This is a genomic window from Modestobacter lacusdianchii, from assembly GCF_054177765.1.
This window is the reverse complement of the sequence record NZ_JBJJTJ010000010.1, coordinates 102285-128289: the sequence shown is the minus strand read 5'-3', so window position 1 is coordinate 128289 and position 26005 is coordinate 102285. Positions and strand designations below refer to the sequence as shown.

Genomic DNA, 26005 nt, shown 5'->3' with positions numbered 1-26005 from the left:
CCGCTGCACGGCCACCCCATGACACGTGTCATGGCCCGCGGGTGCGCACCTACCCTGGGCCGGTGCTCCCGCTCGTCCAGACCGCGCCGACAGCCCTGCCCGAGGCGGAGTGGACGGCGCAGGCGGCGGCGCACGAGCAGCGGATGGACCGCTGGCTGGTCCCGCACCGGGAGCGCCGCCGGGCCGGTGTCGCGCACCCGGTGCACGACTTCCTGTTCACCTACTACTCCGAGACCCCGGGCCGACTGCGGCGCTGGCACCCCGGGGTGGGCACCGCACTGACCGGCGATGCGGCCGCCGAGCGGCTGGCCTGGCCGTTCCACGCCGAGGTCGACGCCCGCACCGCCGACGGCCGGACCGTGCGCGCGGTGGGCCTGGACCTGCCCGCCTTCCTGGCGAAGCGACGGGCCTCGGTCGGCTGGATCGAGGGGCTGCTGCGGGGCACGGCGGCCCGGTCCGGGCAGTTCGGCTGCTTCGGCATGCACGAGTGGGCGATGCTCTACCGCCCCGGCGACGGCGAGGTGCGGCACGAGCAGCTGCCGCTGCGGCTGGGGCAGGCCGGCACCGACGCCGTCGTCGAGTCGCACAAGGTGCAGTGCAGCCACATCGACGCGTTCCGCTTCTTCACCCGGGCCGCCGAGCCGCGCAACGCGCTCCGCCCGACCCGGGAGACCCAGCAGCAGCTGGAGCAGCCGGGCTGCCTGCACGCGACGATGGACCTGTTCAAGTGGGCCTACAAGCTCAGCCCGGCCGTCCCCGGCACGCTGCTGGCCGACTGCTTCGCCCTCGCCGCCGACGTCCGGGAGCTGGACATGCGCGCCTCCCCCTACGACCTGCGGGAGCACGGCTACGCACCGGTCGCGGTGGAGACGGCCGAGGGCAAGGCCGAGTACGTCGCCGCCCAGCGCGGTTTCGCCGCCCGCGGCGCCGTGCTGCGGGAGCGGCTGCTCGGCGTGTGCGAGGAGCTGCTCGGCGCCGCCTGACGTCGTACGGTCGGGGCGTGACGTCGACCCGCACCGACCGCTGGCTGCACCTGGACGGGACCACCAACACCCGCGACCTGGGCGGCCTGCCGACCACCGACGGCGGGACGACGCAGTTCGGGCGGGTGCTGCGCAGCGACAACCTGCAGACGCTCAGCGAGGCCGACGTCGCGGCGCTGGTCGAGGAGGTGGGGCTGACCGAGGTCGTCGACCTGCGGACCACCGCGGAGTTCCTGCTGGAGGGCCGCAGCCCGCTGCGGGACGTCGACTCCGTCGTCCACCGGCACTTCACGCTGCTGCCCGAGCGGGGCCGGCGCACCGACGTCTTCGCCGCCGAGGAGAGCGACGAGGAGGTGCGGGCGCAGCTGCCGGCGGACTGGGCCGAGTCGCTGCTCCCCCGCCAGGTCGCGCCGGGGGACGAGGGCGAGCCGCCCGCCGTCCGCTCCTACCTCGGCTACCTCACCGACGGCACGGACAACGTGCTGGCCGCGCTGCGCTCGCTGGCCACCGGTGGTCCGGGTGCGGCGGTGGTGCACTGCGCCGCCGGCAAGGACCGCACCGGTGTGGTGTGCGCGCTGGCCCTGGCCGTGGCCGGGGTGACGCCGGAGGCGATCATCGCCGACTACGCGCAGACCGCCGAGGTGATCGACGCGCTCGTCGCGAAGCTGGCCAGCAGCCCGACCTACGCCGAGGACATGACCCGGCGGGACGTCGCCAGCCACACGCCGCGGGCCGAGTCGATGCGCCGCGTGCTGGAGCTGCTCGACGAGCGGTGGGGCGGCCCGGTCGGCTGGCTGGAGCAGCACGGCTTCGGCGCCGACGAGCAGGCCGCGCTCCGCGCCCGCCTCCGCGAGTAGCCCCTCCCCTGCGGGACGGACGTCCGGCCCCCTCGCAGGGGCCCGCCACGAGCGTGCGAGTGGTGGGGGGCGAGGGGGTCCTTCAAGCAGAGGACCCCGGCTCCCTGTGGGAGTCCGGGGTCGCGGTGCGTGCCTGTGCTCGCCCTCGTCGTCGAGGGCGGGGGTGGATCAGCGCAGGACGTTGGTGAACTGGCTGCTGTTGGCCAGGGTCAGCAGCTCGTCCCGCATGGCGGGGCTGCTGGTGCGGGCGACGGCGGCGCTGAGGGCCCGCCGCGTACGCGACGCCTGCCGACGCTGGCGCCAGCTGGAGGTCACGCTGCTCATGTCACTGCCTTCTTCCGGTGGTCCCGAGTGGGTGTTACACCTGCATTAAACCAGGCGCAACGGCTTCCATTCCAACGGATCCAAGGTCGTGTCGCTGAAGGTTCCGACGGATTCTTCACCCGAAGGGGGTATCGGCCATCGATCCGTCACCTCGGGGTCACTTGTCCAGCACCTACGCAGTGCAGTCGGTCACCTCGGCCGGGTGACCGGGTCACCCTGCGGAGACGACGACGCCCCGCCGGTCCATCGACCGGCGGGGCGTCGTCCTTGAGCGAGTGCGTGGCCCGGCCGCAGCGGGCGGGGCGTCAGGAGGCGGCGGCGAGCACCTCGCGCACCGCAGCCCGCGCCGACGCCGGGTCCGCGGCGGCCAGCGCCACCTCCGCAGCCCGCTGGCAGGTGGCCAGGTCGACCGTCGCCAGCCGGGCGCCGACGCCGGCCACCGAGCTGGCCGCGCAGGACAGCGAGGTGATCCCCATGCCGACCAGGACGCAGGCCAGCACCGGGTCCGCGGCCGCCTCGCCGCAGACGCCCACGGGCTTGCCCGCCCGCTGCCCCGCGGCGGCGGTGGCCTGCACCAGCGCCAGCAGCGCCGGCTGCCAGGGGTCGGTCAGGTCGGCCAGGTCCGCCGACAGCCGGTCGGCGGCCAGCGTGTACTGGGACAGGTCGTTGGTGCCGATGGACAGGAAGTCCAGGTGCTCCAGGAACCGGTCGGCCAGAACGGCCACCGAGGGCACCTCGACCATGACGCCGGGGACCATGCCCCGCTCCCGCACCTGGGCGGCGAAGTCCGCGGCCTCGGCCACGGTGGCCACCATCGGCGCCATCACCCACGGCTGCGCACCGGTCTCCCGGGCGGCCTGCGCGACCGCGTCCAGCTGGCGGGTGAGCAGGCCCGGGTCGCGCCGGGCGGTGCGCAGGCCCCGGACGCCGAGGGCCGGGTTCGCCTCGTCCGGCGGGGTGGCGAAGGGCAGCGGCTTGTCCGAGCCGGCGTCCAGGGTGCGCAGCACGACCTTGCCGCCGGGGAAGGCGGCGAAGACGCCGGCGTAGATGCCGGCCTGCTCCTCCACCGAGGGCTCCTCGGCGCGGCCGAAGAAGGCCAGTTCGGTGCGCAGCAGCCCGACGCCCTCGGCGCGGGCGGCCGCGGCGGCCCGGGCGCCGGCGCCGTCCTGCACGTTGGCCAGCACGGCGACGGCGTGCCCGTCCCGGGTCGCGCCGGGGCCGCGGTAGCCGGCCAGGGCGGCGGCGGCCTCCCGCGACGCGGCGACCCGCGCGGTGGCCTCCTCGGGGTCGGGGTCCACGGTCACCGTGCCGTGCTCGCCGTCGACCAGGACGACCGCGCCCTCGGGGACGTCGCCCAGCCCGCCGACGCCGACCACGCAGGGCAGGCCGAGCTGCCGGGCGATGATCGCGGTGTGGCTGGTCGCCCCGCCCAGCCGGGTGGCCAGCGCGACGATCTTGGTCGGGTCCAGCCCCGCGGTGTCGGCCGGGGCGAGGTCGTCGGCCAGCAGCACCGACGGGGTGTCCGGCGCCGGCACGCCGGGCTCGCCCTGGCCGGTCAGCTCGGCGACGATCCGGTTGCGCACGTCGCGGACGTCGGTGGCCCGCTCGGCCATCACCCCGCCCAGGCTGCTGAACAGCTCGACGAACTGCTCCGCGGCCCCGACCGTGGCGGCCTCGGCGGAGGCCCCGTCGCCGATCCGCTGCTCGACGGTGGACAGCAGGCCGCGGTCCCGGGCCAGCTGCGCGGTGGTGTTCAGCACCTCGGCGCTCACCCCGGTGGCCGCTGCCGCTCGCGCCGCGAGCCGCTCGGCGACCGCGTCGGCGGCCGCGGCGAACCGGTCCTTCTCGGCCGCGCGTTGGTCCTCCGGGACGACCGGCCCCTCGGCCGCGGGCAGCTCGACCTCCCCGACCGGGCGGACGACGGGCCCGACGGCGACCCCGGGCACCACCGGCGTGCCGGTCAGCACGCTCTCCTGGCTGAGGGCGGCCGGGGAGATCCGGGTGCCGGTCGGGGTGCTGGACATGGAGGCCTCACTGTCTGCTCGGACCCGCGGGCTCGGCCGGTACCGGGCTCGTCGTGGGGGGTGGCGGTGGGAAGACTGTCGCAGCGACGATGATGCGGTCGGTGACCAGGGTCACCAGTGGGGCTTGACTTGTCAACTGATCCCACGTAGAACAACAAGAACGCAGCCCAGATGCCACACAGTCGGGCACCAGAGCACGTACCCGCACTGCGACGCTGGTCAGGGGGTGACCGTGTACGCCGAGGAACGACAGCAGGCCATCGCCGGTCTGGTCACCCAGCGCGGCCGGGTCGCGGTCACCGCGGTCGCCGAGCACTTCGGCGTCACCACCGAGACGGTGCGCCGCGACCTCGCCGTCCTGGAGCGCGCCGGGATGCTCCGGCGGGTGCACGGGGGCGCCGTCCCGGTGGGCACGCTGACGGTGGTCGAGCCCGGGCTCGGCGAGCGGCGCACCACCCGGATCGAGGCCAAGCGCCGCATCGCCGCCGCGGCCCTCACGCTGGTCCCGCCGGCCCACGGCAGCCTGATCCTGGACGGCGGCAGCTCCACCGCCGCGCTGGCCGAGGTCCTGCCCGGCGACCGGTCCCTGCTCGCGGCCACCAACTCCGTCCCGATCGCCGCCCGGCTCTCCAGCGCCCCCGGCGTGACGCTGCACGTGCTGGGCGGCCGGGTGCGCGGCATCACCCAGTCCGCGGTGGGCGAGTCGACCGTGGCCGCCCTCGCCGAGCTCCGCGCCGACGTCGTCTTCCTGGGCACCAACGGGATCAGCCTGGCGCACGGCTTCTCCACCCCCGACGAGGCCGAGGCCGCGGTCAAGCGCGCCATGACCCGGGCCGGGCAGCGGATCGTGGTGCTGGCCGACAGCAGCAAGCTCGGCCGCGAGCACCTGGTGCGCTTCGCGGCCCTCGCGGACGTCGACGTCCTGATCACCGACGACGAGGCCGACCCGGCCGTCGTCGCCGAGCTCGAGCAACAGGGGATCGAGGTGCTCGTCGCATGAGGACGGACTCCGCACCGGGCGGACGGCGGGTGGTCACACTGACCGCCAACCCCAGCCTGGACCGGACGCTGGGGCTGCCCGGCCCGCTCGAGCGGGGCGCCGTGGCCCGGCTCGGCGCCCGCAGCTCCGTCGAGCCCGGCGGCAAGGGCGTGAACGTCTCCCGCGCCCTCGCCGCCTCCGGGGCCGACGTGGTCTCCGTGCTGCCGGCGGCCGACGGCGACCCGATCGTCGTCGCGCTGCAGGCGCTCGGCCTGCCCCTGGCGACCGTGCCGGTCAACTCCCCGGTGCGCACCAACTACACGCTCACCGAGCCCGACGGCACCACCACGAAGCTCAACGAGCCCGGCGCCCGGCTGCACGAGCAGACCTTGGCCGCGCTGCAGGCCGCCGTCTGGGAGCACGCCGCCGACGCCAGCTGGGTCGTGCTGTCGGGCTCACTGCCGCCCGGCACGCCGCTCGACTGGTACGCCACCCTGGTGCGCACCCTGCGCGGCACCAGCGCCCGGATCGCGGTGGACACCTCCGAGGCCCCGCTGGTGGCGCTGCTGTCCGCCGGCCGGGACGCCGCCCCTGACCTGCTCAAGCCCAACACCGAGGAGCTCGCCCAGCTCGCCGGCGTCACCGAGGAGACCCTCCTCGCCGACCCGACGGCGATGCTCGCCGCGGTCGACTCGCTGCACGCCCGCGGGGTCGCCGAGGTGCTGCTCACCCTGGGCGGCGACGGGGCGCTGCTCTCCACCGCCGACGGCGGGCGCTGGTCCGCCCGCCCACCCCGGGTGACCGTGCGCAGCACGGTGGGCGCCGGCGACTGCAGCCTGGCCGGCTACGTGCTGGCCGACCTGGCCGGTGCCGCCCCGGCCGAGCGGCTGCGCTCCGCGGTCGCCTACGGCTCGGCCAGTGCGGCGCTGCCGGGTTCCGCCGTCCCGACCGCGGGGCAGGTCGACCTGGCCGCCGTCGAGGTGACCGCAGGCACGCCCGCCCACGCCGGGGCCACGCCGGTCGCCGGCTCGCGCTGAACGACCCAGGGGGAACCATGTCCGCTCTCATCACCACCGAGCTGGTGGCGCTCGACGCCGACCTCGGTGCCGACAAGGACGCCGTCGTCCGCCGGCTGGCCGGCCTGGTCGCCGGTGCCGGCCGCGCGACCGGCGCCGAGTCGCTGCACGCCGACGCCATGGCCCGGGAGGCGAAGGCGGCGACCGGGCTCCCCGGTGGGATCGCCATCCCGCACTGCCGCTCGGCGGCCGTCACCCAGGCGTCGCTGGCGTTCGCCCGGCTGCGGCCGGCGGTGGACTTCGGGGCACCCGACGGCCCGGCCGACCTCGCCTTCCTGATCGCCGCGCCCGAGCACGGCGACGCCGACCACCTGACCCTGCTGACCGCGCTGGCCCGCGCCCTGGTGCGACCGGAGTTCGTCGCCTCGCTGCGGGCCGCCGGGTCGGCCGCGGAGGTCGTCGCCCTGGTCCAGGACGTCGTCTCCCCACCCGAGGCCCCCGCCCCCCAGTCGACCGGCGGCGCCACCGCGTCCGCCGCTCCGGCGCCGGCCCCGGCAGCTCCGGCCACGGCGGGCCGCAGCATCGTGGCGGTCAGCGCCTGCCCGACGGGCATCGCGCACACCTACATGGCCGCCGACAAGCTCACCGCCGCGGCCAAAGAGATGGGCGTCGAGCTGCACGTGGAGACGCAGGGCTCCTCCGGCTCCACCCCGCTGGACCCTGCGGTGATCGACCGGGCCGCCGCCGTCATCTTCGCCGTCGACGTGGGCGTCAAGGACCGGGACCGCTTCGCCGGCAAGCCGCTGGTGCAGTCGGGCACCAAGCGGGCGATGAACGAGCCCGAGGTGATGATCCGCGAGGCGCTCGCCGCCGCCGACGACCCGAACGGCCGCCGGGTGCCCGGCACCGCCGGGGCCGGGACGGCGCCCGCTGCCGGCGGTGACCGGCCCAGCACCGGGTCGGAGATCCGCCGCTGGCTGCTCACCGGCGTGAGCTACATGATCCCGTTCGTCGCTGCGGGCGGCCTGCTCATCGCGCTGGGCTTCCTCTTCGCCGGCTACCCGATCGTCAACGCCGACCCGACCACGGACGGCGCGCAGAGCTTCGCCCTCAACTGGGCGCTGAACAACAACTTCTTCGACCTGCCCGCCGACCCCGGCGTCGACTACCTCCGCGGTGGACTGCTCGGCTACCTCGGCGCGCTCTGCACCGTGCTCGGCCAGGCCGCGTTCGGCTTCCTCGTCCCCGCGCTGGCCGGCTACATCGCCTACGCCATCGCCGACCGGCCCGGGATCGTGCCCGGCTTCGTCGTCGGCGCGGTCTCGCTCACCGTCGGCGCCGGCTTCCTCGGCGGCCTGGTGGGCGGGATCATCGCCGGCTTCGCGGCCCTGTGGATCAGCCGCTGGAAGCTGCCCGCCTTCGCCCGCGGTCTCCAGCCGGTCGTGATCATCCCGCTGCTGGCCACGCTCATCTCCAGCGGCCTGATGGTCGTCGTGCTCGGCCAGCCCCTGGCCTGGGCCCTGGAGTCCCTCGGCGACTTCCTCAACGGGCTGACCGGCACCTCGGCCGTGCTGCTCGGGGTCGTCCTCGGCCTGATGATGTGCTTCGACCTGGGCGGTCCGGTCAACAAGGCCGCCTACGTCTTCGCCACCACCGGGCTCACCGCCGCGGCCACCAGCGGCCCGCTGGTCATCATGGCCACGGTCATGGCGGCGGGCATGGTGCCGCCGCTGGCGATGGCCCTGTCGGCCACGGTGCTCCGGCCGCGGCTGTACACCCCGGCCGAGCGCGACAACGGCAAGGCCGCCTGGCTGCTCGGCGCCTCGTTCATCTCCGAGGGCGCCATCCCGTTCGCCGCCGCCGACCCGCTGCGGGTCATCCCCTCGATGATGCTCGGTGGCGCCACCACCGGGGCGCTGGTGGCCGGGCTGGGCCTGGAGCTCCGCGCCCCGCACGGCGGCATCTTCGTCTTCTTCGCGATGAGCAACGCGCTGCTGTTCCTGCTGTCCGTGCTCGCCGGCGCCGTCGTCGGTGGTGTCGCGGTCACCGTGGCGAAGAGCATCGGCCGTACCCCGGCGGACACCCCGCCGGCCGGCGACCTCACCGCTGACCTGGACGGGGGCACCTCCCCGGCGCACCCCGCCGCCGCACGCCCGGCACACTGACCCCAGCACGCCGACCAGAAAGCAGGCACCGATGCCCTCCAAGACCGTGACCGTCGGCTCCGCCGTCGGCCTGCACGCCCGTCCCGCCGCGCTGATCGCCGAGGCCGTCAGCAAGTCGGGGGTGCCGGTCACCCTGGCCACCCCCGGCGGCAACCCGGTCGACGCCGGCTCGCCGCTGATGATCATGACCCTGGGCGCCAAGCAGGGCACCGAGGTCGTCGTCAGCAGCGACGACGAGGCGGTGCTCGGCCAGATCGCCGACATGGTCGCCAGCGACCTCGACGCCGAGTAGGCACCCCCTGGCCCCTCGAGGGGCGACTCGACAGCGCCCGTCCCCCACCGGGGACGGGCGCTGTCGTCGGTTCAGGAGGCCGGCGGGTAGGGCGAGGTCTTCAGCAGCCGGGCCAGGTGGGCGGCGTTGCGGGCCACCGTGGCGGTCGTCGTGGCCGTCGCCTCCGGGGTCTCGTCCAGGTCCTGGTAGTCGGTGCCGTGCATCGCCTCGCCGTTCCAGTACGTGGCGCCCTGGGCGGGAACGGTGAACCCGACGTCGTCCAGGGCCTGGAACAGGTCGGCGCTGATCTTGTGGGCGCCGTCCTCGTTGCCGACGACGGCGACGATGCCGACCTTGCCGAACACCAGCGGGCGGCCCTGGTCGTCGGTCTCGGAGATCTCGGCGTCCAGCCGCTCCACCACCCGCTGGGCGACGCTGCTCATGTGCCCCACCCACGTCGGGCTGGCCAGCAGGAGCACGTCGGCGGCCAGGATCTTCTCCCGGATCGACGGCCAGGCGTCACCCTGGCCCATGTCGACCTCGACGCCGGGCTTCACGTCGTGGTCGACGACCCGGAGCAGCTCACCCTCCACTCCGTGCTCGGCGAGGGCGTCGAGCACCTGGCGGGCCAGGAGGTCGGTGCTGGAGGGGGGCGGGGGACGGCTTGAGGCTGCAGGTCAGCGCGAGTGCGCGCAGCGGGGTCGATGTGGTCATGATCTTCCCTTGCCCCGTCCGGTCGTGCACTGCACATCCGACCTGCCCCGCCGGAGACGACGGCGCCCGCCCCCTCGAGCGAGGGAGCGGGCGCCGTCGTATCCGGCCCCTCTGCAGGGGCCCACGCCGAGCGTGCGAGGCGTGGGGGGCAGAGGGGTCCTTCCTCACCCCTCGCGCGGGACGTCACCGCGCCAGGCACCGGTCTCGGTGCCGCGGCTCTCGATGAACTCCTTGAACCGCTTGACGTCGGCGCTGATCTGCCGGTCGTCGACGCCGACGGCCGCGCCGACCTTCTCCACGACGCCCTCGGGCTCCCAGTCGATCTGGACCATCACCCGGGTCGTGGTGTCGCTGATCTTGTGGAAGGTGACCACGCCGGCGTGCGACTTGCCGTCGGTGCTCTTCCAGGCCACCCGCTCGTCGGGGTGCTGCTCGGTGATCTCCGCGTCGAACTCGCGCTCGACCCCACCGACCTTGGTGACCCAGTGGGTGTGCCGGTCGTCGAGCTGGGTGATCCGCTCGACGCCGTTCATGAACTGGGGGAAGGTCTCGAACTGCGTCCACTGGTCGTAGGCCTGCCGGATCGGCACGTCCACGTCGATCGACTTCTCCACGTTCGCCACGGGGAGCCTCCTCTGCTCGGGGTCTCGTACGTCCAGCGGCTCCCTACCCGGCGCCGCACCCCGGACACACGCCCCGTCGCCGGACGTCCCCGTCCCACTCGGCGATCACCTCGGGCTGGTGGCTGCCTCACGACACCGCGGGCAGCCACCAGCCCGTTCTCGCAGCGCCTCCGCCCGGGGTCGCCGCAGCGCTCGAGGCGAACGAACAGCTCTCCCGGGGCAGGTCAGCGCGTGGCGAGGACGGCGGCGGCCACGCTCCCGCGCACCGGGCGGCCGGGCAGCAGCAGCATCTGCACCAGGTGGTAGGCATCCGGCTTGCCCGCCCAGGTGCCGCTGCCCACCGCACCCTCGGGGGTCAGCTCGTGGTGCCAGCTGCCCACCGCCGGGTCGAGGAACAGCCGGTCGCCCAGCTCGGCCCAGCGCTGCTGCAGCGTCGCCGTCCGCGGGTCACCGGTGAGGGTGTGGCGGACGGCGGCGGCGGCCACCGCCTCGCAGAGCACCCAGTGCATGCGCGCACCGACCACCGGCTGGTCGGACCAGTCGAGGGTGTACGGGAAGCCCTCGTGCCCGTCGGCGGCCCAGCCGCGCTCCACCGCGGCGGTGAACAGCGCATCGGCGTCGGCGTGCAGCCAGCCGGGGGCGTGCTCACCGAGCGCGGCGGCCAGGTGCCAGCACAGCCGGGCCCACTCGAACTGGTGCCCGACGGTCACCCCGTAGGGCCGGAACGGGTCGGCCGGGCGGTCGCGGTTCAGCTCCGGCAACGGCTCCCAGCTGGTGGTGAAGTGCTCGGGCAGCCGCCAGTCCCGCTCCCGGGTCCAGCCGTGCACGATCCGCTCGGTGGCCCGCAGCGCACGGGTGCGCAGCCGGGCAGCCGCACCCGGGTCGGACGGCGCCAGGGCGTCGGCGGCCGCGAGCGTGGACTCCACGCCGTGCATGTTGGCGTTCGCGCCCCGGTAGTCCTCGGGCGTGGTCCAGCTCCGGTCGAACGACTCCCGGGCCAGCCCCTCGTCGTCGTCCCAGAACCGCTGCTCCCACACGCCCAGCGCCTCGTCCAGCAGCTCGCGCCCACCGGGCACCCCGGCGGCGGTGGCGGTGGCGCCGGCCAGCACCACGAAGGCGTGCACGTAGGCGGCCTTGGTGTCGTCGTCGGTGGCCGCCCGCCAGCCGCCGTGCTCGGCGTCGTGCAGCGGGCCGGTGCGCAGGGCGGTGACGCCGTGCTCGGCCAGCTCGGCGGCGCCGGGGTGGTCCAGCAGCGTGGCCAGGCCGAAGACGTGCGTCATCCGGGCGCTGATCCAGGTCTCGACCGGGCGGTCGGGCAGCACGGTGCCGTCGTCCCCGGCGTAGCCGAACCCGCCGGGGACCCGGGAGCGGGCGGCGAAGGAGAGCAGAGGTGCCAGTTCGGTGCGCACCGTCAGAACGCCAGCGCCGTGCCGGGGTCGTGCAGCAGCGCCCCCACGTCGGCGAGGAACCGCGAGCCGAGCTCGCCGTCGATGACCCGGTGGTCGAACGACAGCGCCAGCTGGGTGACCTTGCGCGGCACGACCTTGCCCTTGTGCACCCACGGCATGTCGCGGACGGCGCCGAAGGCCAGGATCGCCGACTCGCCGGGGTTGAGGATCGGCGTCCCGGTGTCGACGCCGAAGACGCCGACGTTGGTGATCGTGATCGTGCCACCGGTCATGTCCGCCGGCGGGGTCTTGCCGGCCCGTGCGGTGGCGGTCAGCTCGGTGAGCGCCCCGGCCAGCTCGGCCAGCGACAGCCGGCCGGCGTCCTTGACGTTCGGGACGACGAGCCCGCGCGGCGTGGCCGCGGCGATGCCCAGGTTCACCGACCCGTGGACGACGATCTCCTGCGCCGCCTCGTCCCAGGAGCTGTTCACCATCGGGTGCCGTTGGGCGGCCAGCAGCAGCGCCTTGGCCACGAACAGCAGCGGGCTGACCTTGACCCCGGCGAGCTCCGGCCGGGCGGCGAGCCGGTCGCGCAGCTTCATGGTGCGGGTGACGTCGACGGTGAGGAACTCGGTGACGTGCGGAGCGGTGAACGCACTGGCCACCATCGCCGCCGCGGTGTGCTTCCGCACCCCCTTGATCGGGATCCGCGTCTCCCCCGCCGTGCTCTCGCGCGCGGGACCACCCGCGGTTTCGCGCGCGAAACCACGCGTGGTTTCGCGCGAGTAGGTGCGCTCGGCGGGGGTGGTGAGGACGGCGTCCACGTCGGCGCGGGTGATCACCCCGCCGGGGCCGGTGCCGGTGACCGTGGTCAGGTCGACGCCCAGGTCCTTCGCGTACTTGCGCACCGGCGGCTTGGCCAGCGGCCGCAGCGCTCCCCGCCCGGGGGACGCCGAGGTCGCCGGTGCCGGGGTGGCGTCGGCGGCGGCCACGTGGGCCTCCGCGGCGCGACCGGCCTCCAGGCCGCCGTGCCGCACCGGCTTGACGGTGGCGTCGGGGGCGGTGGCCAGCAGGGGCGGCCGCTCGCCGCCGGAGCCGTAGTCGGCCTCCGGGAGGACCTGCGGCGCGGTCGCCCGGGCCGCCGCGGTCTCGGCCGGCTGGCCCCGCCGGGGACGGCGCTTGGCCTCGGTGCTGCGCGGGCCGTAGCCGACGAGCACGGCGGTGCGGCCGTTGGCGTTGGTCTCCCCGATCAGCCCGCTGCCGGCCGGCTCGGCGGCACCTGCTCCTCCCCCGACGTCGATGGTGATGATCGGGGCACCGACGTCCACCGTCGTCCCGGGCTCGAAGAGCAGCTCGGTGACCGTGCCGGCGAACGGGCTGGGCAGCTCGACGGCCGCCTTCGCCGTCTCGACCTCGCACAACGGCTGGTTCACCGTGACCGTGTCGCCCACGGCGACCAGCCACGACAGGATCTCGCCCTCGGTGAGCCCCTCACCGACGTCGGGCAGCTTGAACTGGCGCAGGTCGGCCATCGGTCAGAACCCCAGCGATCGGTCGACGGCGTCGAGCACGCGGTCGAGGTCGGGGAGGTACTCCTCCTCCAGCTTCGACGGCGGGTACGGGGTGTCGTACCCGCCCACCCGCAGCACCGGCGCCTCGAGGGAGTGGAAGCACGTCTCGGTCACCCGGGCGGCGATCTCCGCGCCCAGGCCCAGGGTCACCGGCGCCTCGTGGACGACGACGCACCGGCCGGTGCGGCGCACCGAGTCGAACACCGGGTCGAGGTCGAGCGGGGAGAGGGTGCGCAGGTCGATGACCTCCAGCGAGCGCCCCTCCTCGGCGGCGGCCTCGGCGGCCTGCAGGGACGTCTTCACCATCGGGCCGTAGGCCAGCACGGTGACGTCGTCGCCGCCACGGACCACGCGGGAGCCGAACAGCGGGTCGGGGGTGGCGTCGGTGTCGACGGCGCCCTTCTCCCAGTACCGGCGCTTGGGCTCCAGGAAGACGATCGGGTCGGGGGCGGCGATGGCCTGCTGGATGCCCCAGTAGGCGTCGGCCGGGGTGCTGACCGCGACCACCTTGAGGCCGGCGGTGTGCGCGAAGTACGCCTCCGGGCTCTCGCTGTGGTGCTCGACCGCGCCGATGCCGCCACCGAAGGGGATCCGGATGACGATCGGCATCGGCAGCGCGCCGCGGGAGCGGGCGTGGATCTTGGCGACCTGGGTGACGATCTGGTTGTAGGCGGGGAAGACGAACCCGTCGAACTGGATCTCGCAGACCGGCCGGTAGCCGCGCATCGCCAGCCCGACGGCGGTGCCGAGGATGCCGGCCTCGGCCAGCGGGGTGTCGACGACGCGGGCCTCGCCGAAGTCCTTCTGCAGGCCGTCGGTGATCCGGAAGACCCCGCCGAGCTTGCCGATGTCCTCGCCCATGAGCACGACCTTGGCGTCGTCCTCCATGGCCTTGCGCAGGCCCAGGTTGAGCGCCTTGCCGATGGTCAGCGTCTCGGTGGCCATCAGTGCTCGCCTCCCTCGAAGGACGCGTGGTAGGCCACGAACTCCTCGCGCTGGCGGGCCAGCTCGGGGGTCTGCTCGGCGTAGACGTGGTCGAAGATCTCGGTGCCGGCCGGGTCGGGCATCTCCAGCGTGCCCTGCCGGATTCGGGCGGCCAGCTCGTCGCCCTCGGCGTCGACCCCGGCGAAGAAGTCGGCGTCGGCGATGCCGGCGCGGGACAGGTGGGCCTTGAGCCGGGCGATCGGGTCGCGCAGCTTCCACTCCTCCAGCTCGCTGGCCAGCCGGTAGCGGGTCGGGTCGTCGGAGGTGGTGTGCGCGCCCATCCGGTAGGTGAACGCCTCGATGAACGTGGGGCCGGAGCCCTCGCGGGCGGCGGCCAGCGCCGCCCGGGTGACGGCCAGGACGGCGAGGACGTCGTTGCCGTCGACCCGCACACCGGGGAAGCCGAACCCCGCGGCGCGCTGGTACAGCGGCACCCGGGACTGGCGCTCGATCGGGACGCTGATCGCGTACTGGTTGTTCTGGCAGAAGAAGACGACGGGCGCGGCGAAGGTGGCCGCCCAGATCATCGCCTCGTTGACCTCGCCCTGGCTGGTCGCGCCGTCACCGAGGAAGGCGAGCGCCGCGCTCTCCGCGCCGTCACGCTGCAGGCCCATCGCGTAGCCGGTGGCGTGCAGGGTCTGCGCGCCGATGACGACGGTGTACAGGTTGAAGTTCCGCTCCACCGGGTCCCAGCCGCCCTGGTCGACGCCGCGGAACAGGCTGATCACGTGCAGCGGGTCGACGCCGCGGGTCCAGGCGACGCCGTGCTCGCGGTAGGTCGGGAAGGCCATGTCGTCGGGGGCGAGCGCCCGGCCGGCGCCCACCTGGGCGGCCTCCTGGCCCAGCAGCGAGGCCCAGATGCCGAGCTCGCCCTGCCGCTGCAGCGCGGTGGCCTCGACGTCCCAGCGGCGGACCAGGGCCAGGTCGCGGTAGAGCGCGCGCAGCTCGTCGTCGGAGACGTCGAGCGCGTAGTCGGGGTGCTCGACCCGCTCACCCTCCGGGGTCAGCAACTGCACCAGCTCCGGCTGGCCGGGCAGGTGGGGAGCGCCGGCCCCGGGTACGGGGTCGACCACCTCGGTGGTCTGCTGCAACGCCGTCACGCCACTCTCCTCGCCGTCTCGCGGAGCCCGGGGTCACCGGAGCGCCCGTCGTTGGACGTCCTGTGCGGCACCGGGGTGTGGCGCCACTCACACATGGTGGCACGCCGGTGCGCTGCTGTGGAGCAGATCACTGCGCGGCCGATCTGCGCAACACCCTGCCCACGTGGTGAGCACCATGACCAGTAGTAGGACGTCCTCGCATGTCAGACTGAGCAACGTGCCCGCACTGGACGCCACCGACGCCCGGCTGCTGCTCGCCCTGTCGGCGGACCCGCGGGCCACCGTGCTCGCGCTCTCCCAGCAGCTGGGGCTGGCCCGCAACACGGTGCAGTCACGACTGGCCCGACTGGAGGCCGGCGGGGTGCTCGACCCCTTCGAGCGGCGGGTCCGCCCAGAGGCGCTGGGCTACCGGCTGGGCGCCTACGTGACCGTGCAGGTGGTGCAGCGCAGCCTGGCCGACGTCGGTGACGCGCTGGCCGCGATCCCCGAGGTGCTGGAGGTCATCGGCCTGTCCGGCGTGGCCGACCTGCTGGTCCAGGTGGTCGCCCGGGACGCCGACGACCTGTGGCGGATCACCGAGCAGGTGCTGGCCATCCCGGGGGTGCAGCGCACCGACACCAACCTCGCGCTGCGCCGCTTCGTCGACCACCGGATGACCCCGCTGCTGGAGCGCGCCGCGGGCACCGCCCGGCCGACCGAGGACTGACCGACCGCCCCGGTGCGCTCAGCGCGGACGCCGCACCCGCACCGGCCCGCGCGCCGTCGCCACGTCGACGACCTCGCCGCGCTGGGTGACCTGCACGTCGCCGGCCGCGGCCAGCCGGCCGGCGGCGGCACGCGCGGCGGGCATCAGCTCCCGCCACCCCTCGGGGTCGACGGCGCGGGCGGCCTCCGACGGGCAGATCGAGGTGCCGGGGCGCCGCTGGTCCAGCAGCGCCCCGAGGGTGCGCTCGAGCACCGGGCCCATGTCGTCCACCCGCTCAGGATGGGCGCCGGGCGGCACTCGCGCGCCCGGAGGTGCGGGCGGGGGCCGTTTGGTCCGCGACACGGCCCGGGTAGGGGCGCGCGCATGGCGAAGCGGACAGCGATCGGGACCATGGGCACGGGCCGCCGCGGGATCAGCTCGGTGGGCTGGGTGCTGCGCGGCGCGGCGGCCGGCGCGGCCGGCACGACGGCGCTGAACGCGGTCACCTACCTGGACATGGTGGTGCGCGGGCGGGGCAGCAGCTCGACGCCGGAGCAGACCGTCGAGGCGCTGGCCGACAAGGCGCACGTGCAGATCCCCGGCGACGAGGAGACCCGGCAGAACCGGGTCTCCGGACTCGGCCCGCTGACCGGCCTGTTCGCCGGCGTCGGGACGGGCGTCGCCGTCGGCGTGGCCCGCGCCGCCGGCTTCCGGTCCCGGCCCGCCGTGGGCACCGCCCTGATCGCCGGCGGGGTGCTGGTCGCCGCCAACGGGCCGATGACCGCCCTGGGCATCACCGACCCGCGCACCTGGTCGGCGAGCTCCTGGCTGAGCGACCTGGTGCCGCACATCGCCTACGCCGCGGTCGTGAAGACGACGATGGACGCCTTCGACCGGCTCTGACGGGACACCCCGGCTGCGAGCACGCCCAGCAGGACGCCTCCGCCGCAGCCGGGGGCCAGACTGGCCGGGTGGACGAGATCACCACCGAGGCCGAGCTCCGCGAGCTGATCGGTGAGCCGCTGCCCCGGGCCGCGACCAAGGACCGTCCGTCGCTCGACGAGGTCGACCGCCGGTGGCTGGCTGCCTCACCCTTCTGCCTGGTGGCGACGTCGTCCGCCGACGGCAGCTGCGACGTCTCCCCCAAGGGCGACCCACCCGGGTTCACCGTCGTCCTCGACGACCGGACGATCGCGCTGCCCGAGCGGGCCGGCAACCGCCGGGCCGACGGCTTCCGCAACGTGCTGAGCAACCCGCACGTCGGGCTGATCCACCTGGTCCCCGGCCGCACCGACACGCTCCGGGTGCAGGGCCGGGCCCGGCTGGTGCGCGACGCGGACCTGCTGGACCGGATGGTGGTGCGGGGCAACCGGCCGCTGCTGGCGATGGTGGTGGAGATCGAGTCGGTCTTCTTCCACTGCGCCAAGGCGTTCATGCGGTCCCAGCTCTGGGACCCGGCCACCTGGGACGCCGGCGGCCTGCCCACCCGGGCCGAGATCGCGCACGCGCAGGAGGCGGCCGCCACCCCGCTGGCCGAGCTGGAGAGGTACTACGGCGAGCAGTACGCCGCCGGCCTCTACCCGACCGTCTGATCGGCTGCGGCCAGCGCCGCGGTGACCGCGGCCTCCGCGTGCAGCCGGGTGGTCGGGAAGACCGGCACCGGGCTGTCCTGCTGGCCGATCAGCAGCTCGATCTCGGTACAGCCCAGCACCACGCCCTGCGCCCCGGCGTCGACCAGCCGCCGGATGACCTCGCGGTAGGCGGCCCGGGACTCCTCCCGGACGACGCCAAGGCACAGCTCGTCGTAGATGACCCGGTGCACCAGGGCCCGGTCGTCGGCCGGCGGAACCAGCACCCGCAGCCCGTGCCCGGCGAACCGGTCGCGGTAGAAGTCCTGCTCCATGGTGAAGGCGGTGCCCAGCAGCCCCACGGTGTCGAGACCGGCGGCGGTCACCGCAGCCGCCGTGGCGTCGCCCAGGTGCAGCAGCGGGATGCCCACGGCGTCCTGCACCTGGTCGGCGACCTTGTGCATGGTGTTGGTGCACAGCAGCAGCTCGGCACCGGCGGCCTCGAGCCCGCGGGCGGCGTCGGCCAGCAGCTCGCCGGCCTGCGCCCACTCACCGGCGACCTGCAGCCGCTCCACCTCGGCGAAGTCCAGCGAGGCCAGCAGGCACCGGGCCGAGTGCAGCCCGCCCAGCCGTTCCCGCACCAGTTCGTTGACCAGTCGGTAGTACTCCGCGCTGGACTCCCAGCTCATCCCGCCGAGCATCCCGATCACCCGCTGCCGTCGCACGGGCGACAGCATCACGCCTGCCAGCCGCCCTCGTCCACCCCTCCCGGCACGGGGGCTCCGGGGTCGTACGGCGTGCGGGTGAACACGAACGTCGCCAGGTCCAGGTGGTCGGGGGCGATCCGCAGGGTCTCCCCGGCGTAGTAGCCGTCGAGCCCGACCCAGGTGCCGTCCTCGCGTGCGGCGAACCGGCTGGCCCGCCCGGCCCGGCCGGGCAGCGGCCCCAGGTGCAGCAGCCCACCCGGCTGGGCCCGCAGCACGTGCGGTGCGGGGCCCCAGAACCAGACGCCCAGCACCTCGAGCGGGACCGGCGGCGCGGACGGCGTCCACGCCTCGACGACGCGGGGCTCGGCGGACCGGACGTCGGAGAGCAGGCCCGGCACCAGCGGCTCGAGCCCGCTCGTGGTGTTCGCCAGGCTCACCGCGCCGAGCTGCTCGGCCCGGTCGACGAACACCCCGGCCAGGAACCCGGGCATCGAGCCGCCGTGACCGACGAGCGTGTGCCCGTCGACCCGGAGCACCTGCAGGCCCAGCCCGTACGCCGACCAGCCGGGCACCGACGGGTCGACCCCGGCCGGCACCGTCATCTCCTCGAGCGTGGCCGGCGAGAGCACGTCACCGGTGTCGCCGAGCAGGAAGGCGGCGAACCCGGCCAGGTCGGTCAGCGTGGCCCAGAGCTGCCCGGCGGCGGCCATCACCCCGGCGTCGTGCTCGGGCTCGGGCAGCACCACGTCGGCCCAGGGGTGCACCGCCGACCCCTGCGCCGCCCGCCCGCTGGGCCGGGGGGTCGTGCGGGTCATGCCGAGCGGGCCGAGCACCTCGTCCCGGACGACGTCCTCCCACGACCGCGCCCGGTGCCGGGCGACCAGCTCACCGAGCAGACCGAAGCCCAGGTTGGAGTAGTGGAACCGCCGGGCCGCGCCGAGGACGACGTCGGCGCCGGTGAGCTGCAGGTCGGCCAGCGACCCACCGGGCACCCGCTCCCACCAGCCGCCGGGGCTCTCGGAGGTCGCGCCGGCCAGGTGGGCGAGCAGCTGGCCGATGGTGCGGTCGCCCAGCGGCGTGCCGGGGACGTGCCGCTCGAGCGGGTCGTCGAGGCCGAGTCGCCCCTCGTCGCGCAGCCGCATCACCACGACCGCGGTGACCGTCTTGCTGATCGAGCCGAGCCGGTACTGGACGTCGGTGTGCGGCTCGGCGACGTCGCCGCGGCCGGCCGACCAGGCCAGGCCGCCGTCCCGGACGACGCCGGCGACCAGGCTGGGTGCCCGGCTGTCGCGCTGCACCCGGGCGGTGCGGGCGAGCAGCGTGCGGGCGGTGGTGGGGAGCACCGGCTCGGCCACGGCGCGGCTCAGCGGACCGGCTCGGCGGTGTCCACCGGCAGCCGGCCGGTGCGGTGCGCCCAGCGCTCGAACCAGATGGTGACCAGGGGCGGCACGGAGGCGGCCAGGGCCAGCAGACCGGTGAGCGGCGTCCAGCGGAGCACCCGCCAGGCCAGCAGGGTCACCAGCACGTAGCCGACGAACACCGCGCCGTGCACCGGACCGGCGATCTGCACGCCGAGCTCGGTGGTCTCCGGGACGTACTTGACGAACATGCCGGCCAGCAGGAGCACCCAGGACACCGCCTCGGCGATGGCGACGGCCCGGAAGGCACGGGCGACGGTGCGCGGATCGGTCAGGGCGGGGGGCACGGTGCTCCTCGGGGTGTCGGGCCGGTGGGCTGCTGCTCATCGTGCCCGGCGGGACGACGCGCCGGCGCAGCCGCCCGCGTGATCGTCACCACCGGCCCGACCGGGACGCACCGGGCCCCGGTCGCCTGACGGCGGCCGGGGCCCGGTGGGTGTCGCGGGTGGTGCGGGTGTCAGCCGACCCGGCGCATCGCGGTGATGCTGCCCATCACGTCGATGCTGGCGACCTTGACCACGTCACCCGACGTCGGCGCGTGGACCATCTGGCCGTTGCCGATGTAGATGCCGACGTGGCTGACCGGCGAGTAGAAGGCGATGATGTCGCCCGGCTGCAGCTCGGACCGGGAGACGGCCCGGCCGACGGTGGCCTGCTGGCTGCTGCTGCGCGGGAGGTTGACCCCGGCGGCGGCGTAGGCGTACTTGACCAGGCCGGAGCAGTCGTAGGAGCCCGGGCCGGTGGCGCCCCACACGTAGGGCTTGCCGCGCTGCGCCATCGCGACGCTGACCGCGGTGGCCGCGGCGCCGCTGCCGGCCACGACCGGCGTGGAGGCCGCCGGGGCGGGGGCCGACGAGGACGACGACGACGCGGAGGCCGACGCGGAGGAGGACGGGCGGTCGGCCCGCGAGGCCGACTGCGAGGCGTTGCGCTCGGCCGCAGCCGCGGCGACCGCGGCGGCGTGCTGCTCGGCCAGGATGCGGGCCCGCTCGCGCTCCTCGGCGGAGAGGCGGTCGTACTCGGCCTGGTACTCGGCGATCTGGGCGTTCAGGTCGGCCTGCCGCGCGGCGACCTCGTCGACGAGCGCCTTGGCGTCGGCGGCGGCCTTCTCGGCGGCGGCCTTGGCCTCGTCGGCGACGACGGTGGCCTGCTGCGCGTCGCCCAGGATCTCGTTGTTGTGCCCGGCGATGCTGTCGAGCGTGCCCATCCGCTCGAGCATCTGCTCGGCGGACTCGCTGGTCAGCATGGCCTGCAGCGAGGTGAGCTGCTCGCCGGTGAAGGCGCTGCGGGCGACCTGGCGCACGTGGTCGCGGGCCTCGGCGACGGCGGCCTCGGCGGCCTCCAGTTCGGCGGCGGCCTTCGCGGCGGCGTCCTGCTGAGCGGTCAGCTCGTCACTGGCGGCGTGCAGCTCCTCGGTGACGACCTCGAGGTCGTGACCCCGCTCGGCGATGAGGGCGGCGGCCTCCTGGGAGGTCTCCGGGGTTTCGGGAGCGGCGAGCGCGGGAAGCGGGGAGAGGGCGACGCCGCTGGCGGCGACGACGGTGAACAGCACCCGGCGGCCGGAGCGGCCACGCCGAGCAGAGGTGTGCGTACTCGCCATGTTCGGCGGGTGTGTCCTTTCTTCCACCTGCCGCCTACCGAGTTAGCTGACGGGTTCGGGCGGGAAGACGCCCGGCACCTCGGACCCGGTTCGGGTCACGAGGAGCTTCACCCCAGTGCTGCGGTGGGTCCCCGGTCCACGAGCCCGCGAGTGTTGCGGCGAGCCGTGTGGTTCGGCGGCGGCCCTGTCGGTCGTCACCCGGGTGGGCGACTGCGTTGCCCGTCAGGACCGCTGGTGACCGTACGTGCGTTATGGGCTCGTGACAAACGGCTGAACGCAATTTGTGGAGAAACTCCCGGCGTGTGCTGCAACACGCTCACCGAGCGTGACAGACGCGCCGACCCGCTGGCCGTACCGGACCACGACTCCCTGCCCGGTGGCCGGGTCGACGGTCCGACACGCGTCCTGACCTGGTCGCTCGGAGTGCTGGTCAGGAGGGGGTCGAGACGTCCAGCGCGGCGGCGTCGACCGGTCGTTGGCGTCCACCCGGTGACGCTCCGCAACCGCCGCGCTGACCGTCCACCGGTGCACCGCGCGGTGCGCCGACGGGATGGACACACCCCCACGAAACTGCCGAGGCCGACGCGACTCGACGCCGGCGGGCCAGGATGACCCCGTGCCGACCCTCGCCACCACCACCTGGGACGACCCCGCCGTCGCGTCGCTGACCGCCGCCCAGCAGGTCGAGCTGCGCGCCCGCTACGACGGGGCGGGCGAGCCGGGGGTGCCGCCGTCCGCCGCCGACGTGGCCGTCGTCCTGCTCGCCCGCGACGACGACGGGACGCCGATCGGCTGCGGCGCGCTGCGGCCCCTCGAGGCGGGCACCGCCGAGCTGAAGCGGATGTACGTCGTCCCCGCGGCCCGCGGCCGTGGGGTCTCCCGGCTGCTGCTCACCGCGCTGGAGGCCGAGGCGGTGGCCCGCGGCTGGACCACCGTGCTGCTGGAGACCGGGCCGCGGCAGCCGGAGGCCGTCGGGCTCTACACCGCAGCCGGCTACCGGCCGGTGCCGGCGTTCGGCCACCACGTGGACGACCCGTTCTCGCTCTGCTTCGCCCGGGAGCTGGCGTGACCACCGCGACGCGGTACGACGCCGTCGTCGTGGGGGGGCCACAACGGCCTGACCGCCGCGGCCTACCTCGCCCGGGCCGGCTGGTCGGTGCTGGTGCTCGAGCGGCGGGCCGGCCTCGGTGGTGCCGCGGTCAGCGAGCAGGTCTTCCCGGGGGTCGACGTCCGGCTCTCCGCGTACTCCTACCTGGTCAGCCTGCTGCCCGACCGCATCGTCGCCGACCTCCGGCTGCCGATCCGGCTGCTCGACCGCCCGGTCGCGTCCTTCACCCCGCTGCTGCGCGGCGGCCGCCCGGGCGGGCTGCTGGTGGAGCGGGACGAGGGGCCGGAGACGGCGGCCTCCTTCCGGGCGCTGACCGGCTCGGACGCCGAGCTCGCCGGCTGGCAGCGCTTCTACGGCCGGCTCACCACCCTGGCCGAGGACCTCGCCCCGACGTTGACCGAGCCGCTGCCCACGGAGGCGGAGCTCACCGCCCGGCTGCGCGACCCGGCGCTCTGGCACGACCTGCGGCAGCGGCCGCTGGCCGACGTGGTCGCCGACCACCTCACCGACGACGACGTACGGGGCATCGCGCTCACCGACGGGCTGATCGGCACCTTCGCCGACGTGCACGCCGCCGACGGCCTGGCCGGCCGCTGCTTCCTGTACCACCTGGTCGGCAACGGCACCGGCCGCTGGCGGGTGCCCGTCGGCGGGATGGGCGCGGTCAGCGGCGCCCTCGCCGACGCCGCCCGTTCCGCCGGCGCCTCGCTGGTCACCCGGGCCACCGTCACCGCCCTCGACACCCGGCCCGACGGCGTCACCGTGCACTGGACCGACGACGACGGGACGGCGCACGCCGTCGACGCCGGCCACGTGGTGGGCGGCGCCGCCCCCACGGTGCTGGACGAGCTGCTCGGGTCACCGGCGCAGGTCCGCCCATCGGGGTCGCAGCTGAAGGTGAACATGGTGCTGCGCCGGCTGCCCGGGTTGCGGTCGGGCGCCGACCCGCACCGGGTGTTCGGCGGCACCGTGCACGTCGACGAGGGCGCCGGCCGGATCGATGCCGCGTACGCCCAGGCCGCCGCCGGGCGGCTGCCCGACGTCGTCCCGTTCGAGGTGTACTGCCACTCGCTGACCGACCCCTCGATCGTCGGCGGCACCGGCCTGCACACCCTGACCCTGTTCGGGCTGCACACCCCGGCCGAGCTCTACGCCGCCGACCCGGCGGGCACCCGGGCGGAGGCCGTGCGGCGGGTCGTCGCCCAGCTCGATGCGCACCTGACCGAGCCGCTGGCCGACTGCCTGGCACTGGATGCCGACGGGCGGCCGTGCCTGCAGGCGTCCTCACCGCTGGACGTCGAGGCGTCACTGGCCATGCCCGGCGGGCACATCTTCCACGGCGACCTCTCCTGGCCGGTCGCGCTCGACCCGGCCCAGGCCGGCACCTGGGGCGTGGCGACGGCGCACCCCCGGGTCGTGGCCGCCTCCTCCGGCGGCACCGTGCGCGGTGGCGCGGTCAGCGGCCTGGGCGGCTTCGCCGCCGCCCAGCACCTGCTCGGTCACCGCTGAACACCGTCGACGCGCCGCGCCGCCGACGGGCACGCGCGGCGAGGCCGTGGTCACCTGACACGGTGCAGGTGGCGAGGGAGGCGCGCGGCCTGCTGGGCGCGATGCGGGCTCGGCTGCGCAGCCGGGACACCGCGCTCATCGCCGCGGGGCTGACCTTCTACGCCGGGATCGCCGTCGTCCCGGCGCTGGTGCTGTCGCTCGGGCTGACCAGCTGGGTCGCCGGCGCCGACACCGTGCACCGGCTGACCGACCGGCTGACCGAGGTGCTGCCCGCCCAGCTGGGCGCCCCGGACGCGGTGGACCGGCTGGCCGCCGCCGGCACCGACCTCAGCCCGGTCGAGGCGTTGCTGACCCTGCTGCCCATCTCGCTCTACGGGGAGGGCCTGCGGCGGGCGCTGCTGCGGTTCAGCCCCGAGCACGACCGGTTCACCGCCTGGCGCGGGCGGCTGCTGGCGCTGCCCATGCTCCTGCTGGCCCCGCTGCTGATGTACCCGCTGCTGCTGGTCGCCGACCTGCTCGCCCGGCTGGCCGCCACACCCGGGTTCGCGTCGGCGCTCGGCGGGTTCGCGGCCGGCTACTACGCGGTGCTGTTCGCCCTCACCCTGCCGCTGGTCTGGACCTTCCGTGTGGTGGCCGCCGGCCGGCTGCGCTGGCGGGCGGCGGTCGCCGGCGCCCTGTTCACCGCCGCCTCGCTGTCGGGCTTCCTGCAGGGCTTCGTGCTGTTCCTCGCCCTGCCGATCGACCTGGGCGCGCCGTTCGGCGGCCTGACCGTGGTCGGCGGGGTGGTCGCGGTCGGCTTCTGGCTGTTCCTGCTGCAGTTCGTGGTGCTCTTCGGCTGGCTGGCCACCCAGGCGCTGGACGAGCGGATCACCCGCGGGACGCCGTTTCAGAGCTGACGCACGGCGATGCCGGGGTACTCGAGCACCAGCCCCGCCGGGTCGAACACCAGCTGGCAGCTGAAGTCGGAGGCCGGGGACTTGTAGTGGTACTGCTGGTGCGGGCCGTCGTCGTGCAGCCGGGTGTAGGACTGCTCGAGCCGGTCGACGCCCAGGCCCACGGCCCGCACGAACGCCGCCGGGGCCGACGCGCGGCGGCCGACCGCCAGGCCCAGCCGGTGCACCGGCAGCGCGTTGGTCATCACCGAGCACTCCAGGTCGACGTCCTGGCAGCCGTCCAGGTCGGGGGCCGGCAGCCCGTCGACCAGCCACCGCGCGTCCCCGACCGCCTCCAGCACGGTGCTGCGGGGCCCGGCCGGCGAGCGCCCGGCGATCGCGGCGCGGCGGGTGGCCCAGCCGGCGTCCAGGTCGAGCAGGTACTCCACCGTCCACGGCACACCGTCCTGCACGGCGGTGGTGCAGCCGGCGACCTGGACACCGCCCGGCGTCCGGCGGAAGTGCACGACCTCAAAGCCGGTGCGCGCCTGGTGGTGGCGCCACGCGGCGGCGTACGGCAGCTCGGCGAAGGTCACGCGTACGTCCCGTCCTCGGGTCGGCGGGAGGCCCGCTCGGTGCGCTGGGCTACCCGGTGGTGCCGCGGGGCACACCGCCGGGCGGCGGTCAGCCGGTGACCGGGTGCTCCTCGATCAGCCGGTCCCGCTGCTCGGCGACGTCCCAGGTGGGCTCGGGCAGCCGCGGGTCCAGCTCCTCCACGGTCTCCAGCAGCAGCCGGCCCACCGCCCAGTTGCGGTACCACTTGCGGTCGGCCGGCACGACGTACCAGGGGGCGGTGTCGGTGCTCGTGCGGTCGAGCACCGTCTCGTAGGCGCGCTGGTAGGCCGGCCACAGCGCGCGGTCGTCGAGGTCGGAGGGCTGGAACTTCCACCGCTTGGCCGAGTCGTCGAGCCGGGCCAGCAGCCGCTGCTTCTGCTCCCACGGCGACAGGTGCAGGAAGACCTTGACCAGGGTGACCCCGTCGTCGGTCAGCTGCTGCTCGAACCGCACGATGTCCCGGTAGCGCCGCTCGATCACCGCGGGGGTGGCCAGCTCGCGCACCCGGCCGACCAGCACGTCCTCGTAGTGCGACCGGTCGAAGACGCCGAGCATCCCCGGCCCGGGCACCGCCCGGCGCACCCGCCACAGGAACCCGTGCCTCAGCTCCTCCGGCGTGGGCTGCTTGAAGCCGGTCACCGCGACGCCCTGGGGCTGGACGGCGCCGACCACGTGCCGCACGACGCCGCCCTTGCCGCTGGTGTCCATCCCCTGCAGCACCAGCAGCACGCGCCGCCGTCCGCCGGTGACCCCCTCGGCGTACAGCCGTTCCTGCAGCTCGGCCAGCCGCCGCCCCTCGGCCGCCGCGACCTCCTTGGTGCGCTCCTTGTCGCCGGGGGCCATCGGCGTCGCCCGCGGGTCGGCGTCGGCGAGGGAGACCGGGGCAGCGGGTGCGCGCAGCGCTGTGCGCAGGGAGTCGGCCAT

27 protein-coding genes and 1 riboswitch are annotated in these 26005 nt (G+C 75.2%); of the genes, 12 read left to right on the top strand and 15 right to left on the bottom strand.

Going from position 1 to position 26005, the window contains the following annotated elements; translation table 11 throughout:
* Nucleotides 1-62 precede the first annotated feature (62 nt).
* Together ACJTNH_RS09760 and ACJTNH_RS09755 are read left to right on the top strand one after the other, a co-directional pair.
* Complete coding sequence (locus tag ACJTNH_RS09760) at nucleotides 63-983, top strand: 3-methyladenine DNA glycosylase (RefSeq protein WP_458175050.1); 921 nt, start codon at nucleotides 63-65, stop codon at nucleotides 981-983.
* Between the two features lie 17 nt (nucleotides 984-1000).
* Nucleotides 1001-1840 carry a tyrosine-protein phosphatase gene (locus tag ACJTNH_RS09755; protein WP_458175049.1) on the top strand — a complete coding sequence of 280 codons (840 nt, stop codon included), beginning with the start codon at nucleotides 1001-1003 and terminating at the stop codon, nucleotides 1838-1840.
* A gap of 168 nt (nucleotides 1841-2008) precedes the next feature.
* Here ACJTNH_RS09755 and ACJTNH_RS09750 read toward each other — a convergent pair whose 3' ends face one another.
* Entirely contained in the window at nucleotides 2009-2164 is a 156-nt protein-coding gene (locus ACJTNH_RS09750; RefSeq protein WP_222194547.1) for a hypothetical protein, read from the bottom strand.
* Between the two features lie 305 nt (nucleotides 2165-2469).
* A complete protein-coding gene (locus ACJTNH_RS09745) occupies nucleotides 2470-4188 on the bottom strand; it encodes a phosphoenolpyruvate--protein phosphotransferase (RefSeq protein ID WP_458175046.1) in 1719 nt (572 codons plus the stop codon).
* A 226-nt stretch (nucleotides 4189-4414) separates the two neighbouring features.
* On the opposite strand from ACJTNH_RS09745, the gene ACJTNH_RS09740 reads away from it, so the two are divergent.
* From ACJTNH_RS09740 to ACJTNH_RS09725, 4 genes are read left to right on the top strand one after another with little or no spacing between them, the layout of a single operon-like run.
* The gene (locus tag ACJTNH_RS09740; protein ID WP_458175044.1) at nucleotides 4415-5188 is read left to right on the top strand and encodes a DeoR/GlpR family DNA-binding transcription regulator; all 774 of its coding nucleotides are present in this window, start codon (nucleotides 4415-4417) and stop codon (nucleotides 5186-5188) included.
* Nucleotides 5185-6204 carry a 1-phosphofructokinase family hexose kinase gene (locus tag ACJTNH_RS09735; protein WP_458175042.1) on the top strand — a complete coding sequence of 340 codons (1020 nt, stop codon included), beginning with the start codon at nucleotides 5185-5187 and terminating at the stop codon, nucleotides 6202-6204. The genes ACJTNH_RS09740 and ACJTNH_RS09735 overlap by 4 nt, the downstream gene beginning before the upstream one ends.
* Nucleotides 6205-6221: 17 nt before the next feature.
* Nucleotides 6222-8348 (top strand): PTS fructose transporter subunit IIABC, encoded by a 2127-nt coding sequence (locus ACJTNH_RS09730; protein ID WP_458175040.1) that lies wholly within the window; start codon nucleotides 6222-6224, stop codon nucleotides 8346-8348.
* A gap of 31 nt (nucleotides 8349-8379) precedes the next feature.
* A complete protein-coding gene (locus tag ACJTNH_RS09725) occupies nucleotides 8380-8640 on the top strand; it encodes an HPr family phosphocarrier protein (protein WP_458175038.1) in 261 nt (86 codons plus the stop codon).
* A 71-nt stretch (nucleotides 8641-8711) separates the two neighbouring features.
* On the opposite strand, the gene ACJTNH_RS09720 is transcribed toward ACJTNH_RS09725, so the two are convergent.
* From ACJTNH_RS09720 to pdhA, 6 genes are all read right to left on the bottom strand, one after another.
* Nucleotides 8712-9239, bottom strand: a complete 528-nt coding sequence (locus tag ACJTNH_RS09720) for a flavodoxin family protein (protein ID WP_458175036.1) — start codon at nucleotides 9237-9239, stop codon at nucleotides 8712-8714.
* A gap of 258 nt (nucleotides 9240-9497) precedes the next feature.
* On the bottom strand, nucleotides 9498-9956 hold the full coding sequence (locus tag ACJTNH_RS09715; RefSeq protein ID WP_458175034.1) for an SRPBCC family protein: 459 nt from the start codon (nucleotides 9954-9956) through the stop codon (nucleotides 9498-9500).
* A 224-nt stretch (nucleotides 9957-10180) separates the two neighbouring features.
* Nucleotides 10181-11365: an AGE family epimerase/isomerase gene (locus tag ACJTNH_RS09710; protein WP_458175032.1), complete on the bottom strand. Its 1185-nt coding sequence runs from the start codon at nucleotides 11363-11365 to the stop codon at nucleotides 10181-10183.
* A gap of 2 nt (nucleotides 11366-11367) precedes the next feature.
* A complete protein-coding gene (locus tag ACJTNH_RS09705; RefSeq protein WP_458175030.1) occupies nucleotides 11368-12876 on the bottom strand; it encodes a dihydrolipoamide acetyltransferase family protein in 1509 nt (502 codons plus the stop codon).
* A 3-nt stretch (nucleotides 12877-12879) separates the two neighbouring features.
* Nucleotides 12880-13860, bottom strand: a complete 981-nt coding sequence (locus tag ACJTNH_RS09700; RefSeq protein ID WP_458175028.1) for an alpha-ketoacid dehydrogenase subunit beta — start codon at nucleotides 13858-13860, stop codon at nucleotides 12880-12882.
* The gene (gene pdhA, locus ACJTNH_RS09695; protein ID WP_458175026.1) at nucleotides 13860-14999 is read right to left on the bottom strand and encodes a pyruvate dehydrogenase (acetyl-transferring) E1 component subunit alpha; all 1140 of its coding nucleotides are present in this window, start codon (nucleotides 14997-14999) and stop codon (nucleotides 13860-13862) included. The genes ACJTNH_RS09700 and pdhA overlap by 1 nt, the downstream gene beginning before the upstream one ends.
* 217 nt (nucleotides 15000-15216) lie before the next feature.
* On the opposite strand from pdhA, the gene ACJTNH_RS09690 reads away from it, so the two are divergent.
* Entirely contained in the window at nucleotides 15217-15705 is a 489-nt protein-coding gene (locus ACJTNH_RS09690) for an Lrp/AsnC family transcriptional regulator (RefSeq protein WP_458175024.1), read from the top strand.
* An 18-nt stretch (nucleotides 15706-15723) separates the two neighbouring features.
* On the opposite strand, the gene ACJTNH_RS09685 is transcribed toward ACJTNH_RS09690, so the two are convergent.
* A complete protein-coding gene (locus ACJTNH_RS09685; protein ID WP_458175114.1) occupies nucleotides 15724-15966 on the bottom strand; it encodes a DUF3253 domain-containing protein in 243 nt (80 codons plus the stop codon).
* 102 nt (nucleotides 15967-16068) lie between these two features.
* Between ACJTNH_RS09685 and ACJTNH_RS09680 the strand changes: the two genes are divergently transcribed.
* Together ACJTNH_RS09680 and ACJTNH_RS09675 are read left to right on the top strand one after the other, a co-directional pair.
* Nucleotides 16069-16587, top strand: coding sequence for a hypothetical protein (locus tag ACJTNH_RS09680; RefSeq protein WP_458175022.1), 519 nt, complete (start codon nucleotides 16069-16071; stop codon nucleotides 16585-16587).
* A gap of 68 nt (nucleotides 16588-16655) precedes the next feature.
* Nucleotides 16656-17276, top strand: coding sequence for a pyridoxamine 5'-phosphate oxidase family protein (locus ACJTNH_RS09675; protein WP_458175020.1), 621 nt, complete (start codon nucleotides 16656-16658; stop codon nucleotides 17274-17276).
* Here ACJTNH_RS09675 and ACJTNH_RS09670 read toward each other — a convergent pair.
* The 4 genes from ACJTNH_RS09670 to ACJTNH_RS09655 form a co-directional block, all read right to left on the bottom strand.
* Entirely contained in the window at nucleotides 17261-17989 is a 729-nt protein-coding gene (locus ACJTNH_RS09670) for an aspartate/glutamate racemase family protein (RefSeq protein ID WP_458175018.1), read from the bottom strand. The genes ACJTNH_RS09675 and ACJTNH_RS09670 overlap by 16 nt on opposite strands.
* Nucleotides 17989-19314, bottom strand: a complete 1326-nt coding sequence (locus ACJTNH_RS09665; protein ID WP_458175016.1) for a serine hydrolase domain-containing protein — start codon at nucleotides 19312-19314, stop codon at nucleotides 17989-17991. The genes ACJTNH_RS09670 and ACJTNH_RS09665 overlap by 1 nt, the downstream gene beginning before the upstream one ends.
* An 8-nt stretch (nucleotides 19315-19322) precedes the next feature.
* Nucleotides 19323-19664, bottom strand: a complete 342-nt coding sequence (locus tag ACJTNH_RS09660; protein ID WP_458175014.1) for a DUF3817 domain-containing protein — start codon at nucleotides 19662-19664, stop codon at nucleotides 19323-19325.
* A 170-nt stretch (nucleotides 19665-19834) separates the two neighbouring features.
* On the bottom strand, nucleotides 19835-20977 hold the full coding sequence (locus ACJTNH_RS09655; RefSeq protein ID WP_458175012.1) for a C40 family peptidase: 1143 nt from the start codon (nucleotides 20975-20977) through the stop codon (nucleotides 19835-19837).
* A 16-nt stretch (nucleotides 20978-20993) separates the two neighbouring features.
* A riboswitch (cyclic di-AMP (ydaO/yuaA leader) is annotated at nucleotides 20994-21148 on the bottom strand.
* Between the two features lie 445 nt (nucleotides 21149-21593).
* Here ACJTNH_RS09655 and ACJTNH_RS09650 point away from each other — a divergent pair.
* The 3 genes from ACJTNH_RS09650 to ACJTNH_RS09640 all read left to right on the top strand — a co-directional run bounded on the left by ACJTNH_RS09650 (nucleotide 21594) and on the right by ACJTNH_RS09640 (nucleotide 24490).
* Nucleotides 21594-22046 carry a GNAT family N-acetyltransferase gene (locus ACJTNH_RS09650; RefSeq protein ID WP_458175010.1) on the top strand — a complete coding sequence of 151 codons (453 nt, stop codon included), beginning with the start codon at nucleotides 21594-21596 and terminating at the stop codon, nucleotides 22044-22046.
* A gap of 87 nt (nucleotides 22047-22133) precedes the next feature.
* Nucleotides 22134-23594, top strand: coding sequence for a phytoene desaturase family protein (locus ACJTNH_RS09645; protein ID WP_458175008.1), 1461 nt, complete (start codon nucleotides 22134-22136; stop codon nucleotides 23592-23594).
* 62 nt (nucleotides 23595-23656) lie between these two features.
* Entirely contained in the window at nucleotides 23657-24490 is an 834-nt protein-coding gene (locus tag ACJTNH_RS09640) for a YhjD/YihY/BrkB family envelope integrity protein (RefSeq protein WP_458175006.1), read from the top strand.
* Here ACJTNH_RS09640 and ACJTNH_RS09635 read toward each other — a convergent pair.
* Together ACJTNH_RS09635 and ACJTNH_RS09630 are read right to left on the bottom strand one after the other, a co-directional pair.
* Nucleotides 24481-25062, bottom strand: coding sequence for a putative glycolipid-binding domain-containing protein (locus tag ACJTNH_RS09635; protein ID WP_458175004.1), 582 nt, complete (start codon nucleotides 25060-25062; stop codon nucleotides 24481-24483). The two genes, ACJTNH_RS09640 and ACJTNH_RS09635, sit on opposite strands and share 10 nt — an antisense overlap.
* 88 nt (nucleotides 25063-25150) lie before the next feature.
* Entirely contained in the window at nucleotides 25151-26005 is an 855-nt protein-coding gene (locus ACJTNH_RS09630; RefSeq protein WP_458175002.1) for a PPK2 family polyphosphate kinase, read from the bottom strand.

Coding starts and splice junctions, on each gene's coding strand:
- ACJTNH_RS09750 (WP_222194547.1), bottom strand. CDS start 2,164: ATGAGCAGCGTGACCTCCAGCTGGCGCCAGCGTCGGCAGGCGTCGCGT.
- ACJTNH_RS09745 (WP_458175046.1), bottom strand. CDS start 4,188: ATGTCCAGCACCCCGACCGGCACCCGGATCTCCCCGGCCGCCCTCAGC.
- ACJTNH_RS09735 (WP_458175042.1), top strand. CDS start 5,185: ATGAGGACGGACTCCGCACCGGGCGGACGGCGGGTGGTCACACTGACC.
- ACJTNH_RS09730 (WP_458175040.1), top strand. CDS start 6,222: ATGTCCGCTCTCATCACCACCGAGCTGGTGGCGCTCGACGCCGACCTC.
- ACJTNH_RS09725 (WP_458175038.1), top strand. CDS start 8,380: ATGCCCTCCAAGACCGTGACCGTCGGCTCCGCCGTCGGCCTGCACGCC.
- ACJTNH_RS09705 (WP_458175030.1), bottom strand. CDS start 12,876: ATGGCCGACCTGCGCCAGTTCAAGCTGCCCGACGTCGGTGAGGGGCTC.
- ACJTNH_RS09700 (WP_458175028.1), bottom strand. CDS start 13,860: ATGGCCACCGAGACGCTGACCATCGGCAAGGCGCTCAACCTGGGCCTG.
- ACJTNH_RS09685 (WP_458175114.1), bottom strand. CDS start 15,966: ATGGGCCCGGTGCTCGAGCGCACCCTCGGGGCGCTGCTGGACCAGCGG.
- ACJTNH_RS09680 (WP_458175022.1), top strand. CDS start 16,069: ATGGCGAAGCGGACAGCGATCGGGACCATGGGCACGGGCCGCCGCGGG.
- ACJTNH_RS09670 (WP_458175018.1), bottom strand. CDS start 17,989: ATGCTGTCGCCCGTGCGACGGCAGCGGGTGATCGGGATGCTCGGCGGG.
- ACJTNH_RS09655 (WP_458175012.1), bottom strand. CDS start 20,977: ATGGCGAGTACGCACACCTCTGCTCGGCGTGGCCGCTCCGGCCGCCGG.
- ACJTNH_RS09630 (WP_458175002.1), bottom strand. CDS start 26,005: ATGGCCGACTCCCTGCGCACAGCGCTGCGCGCACCCGCTGCCCCGGTC.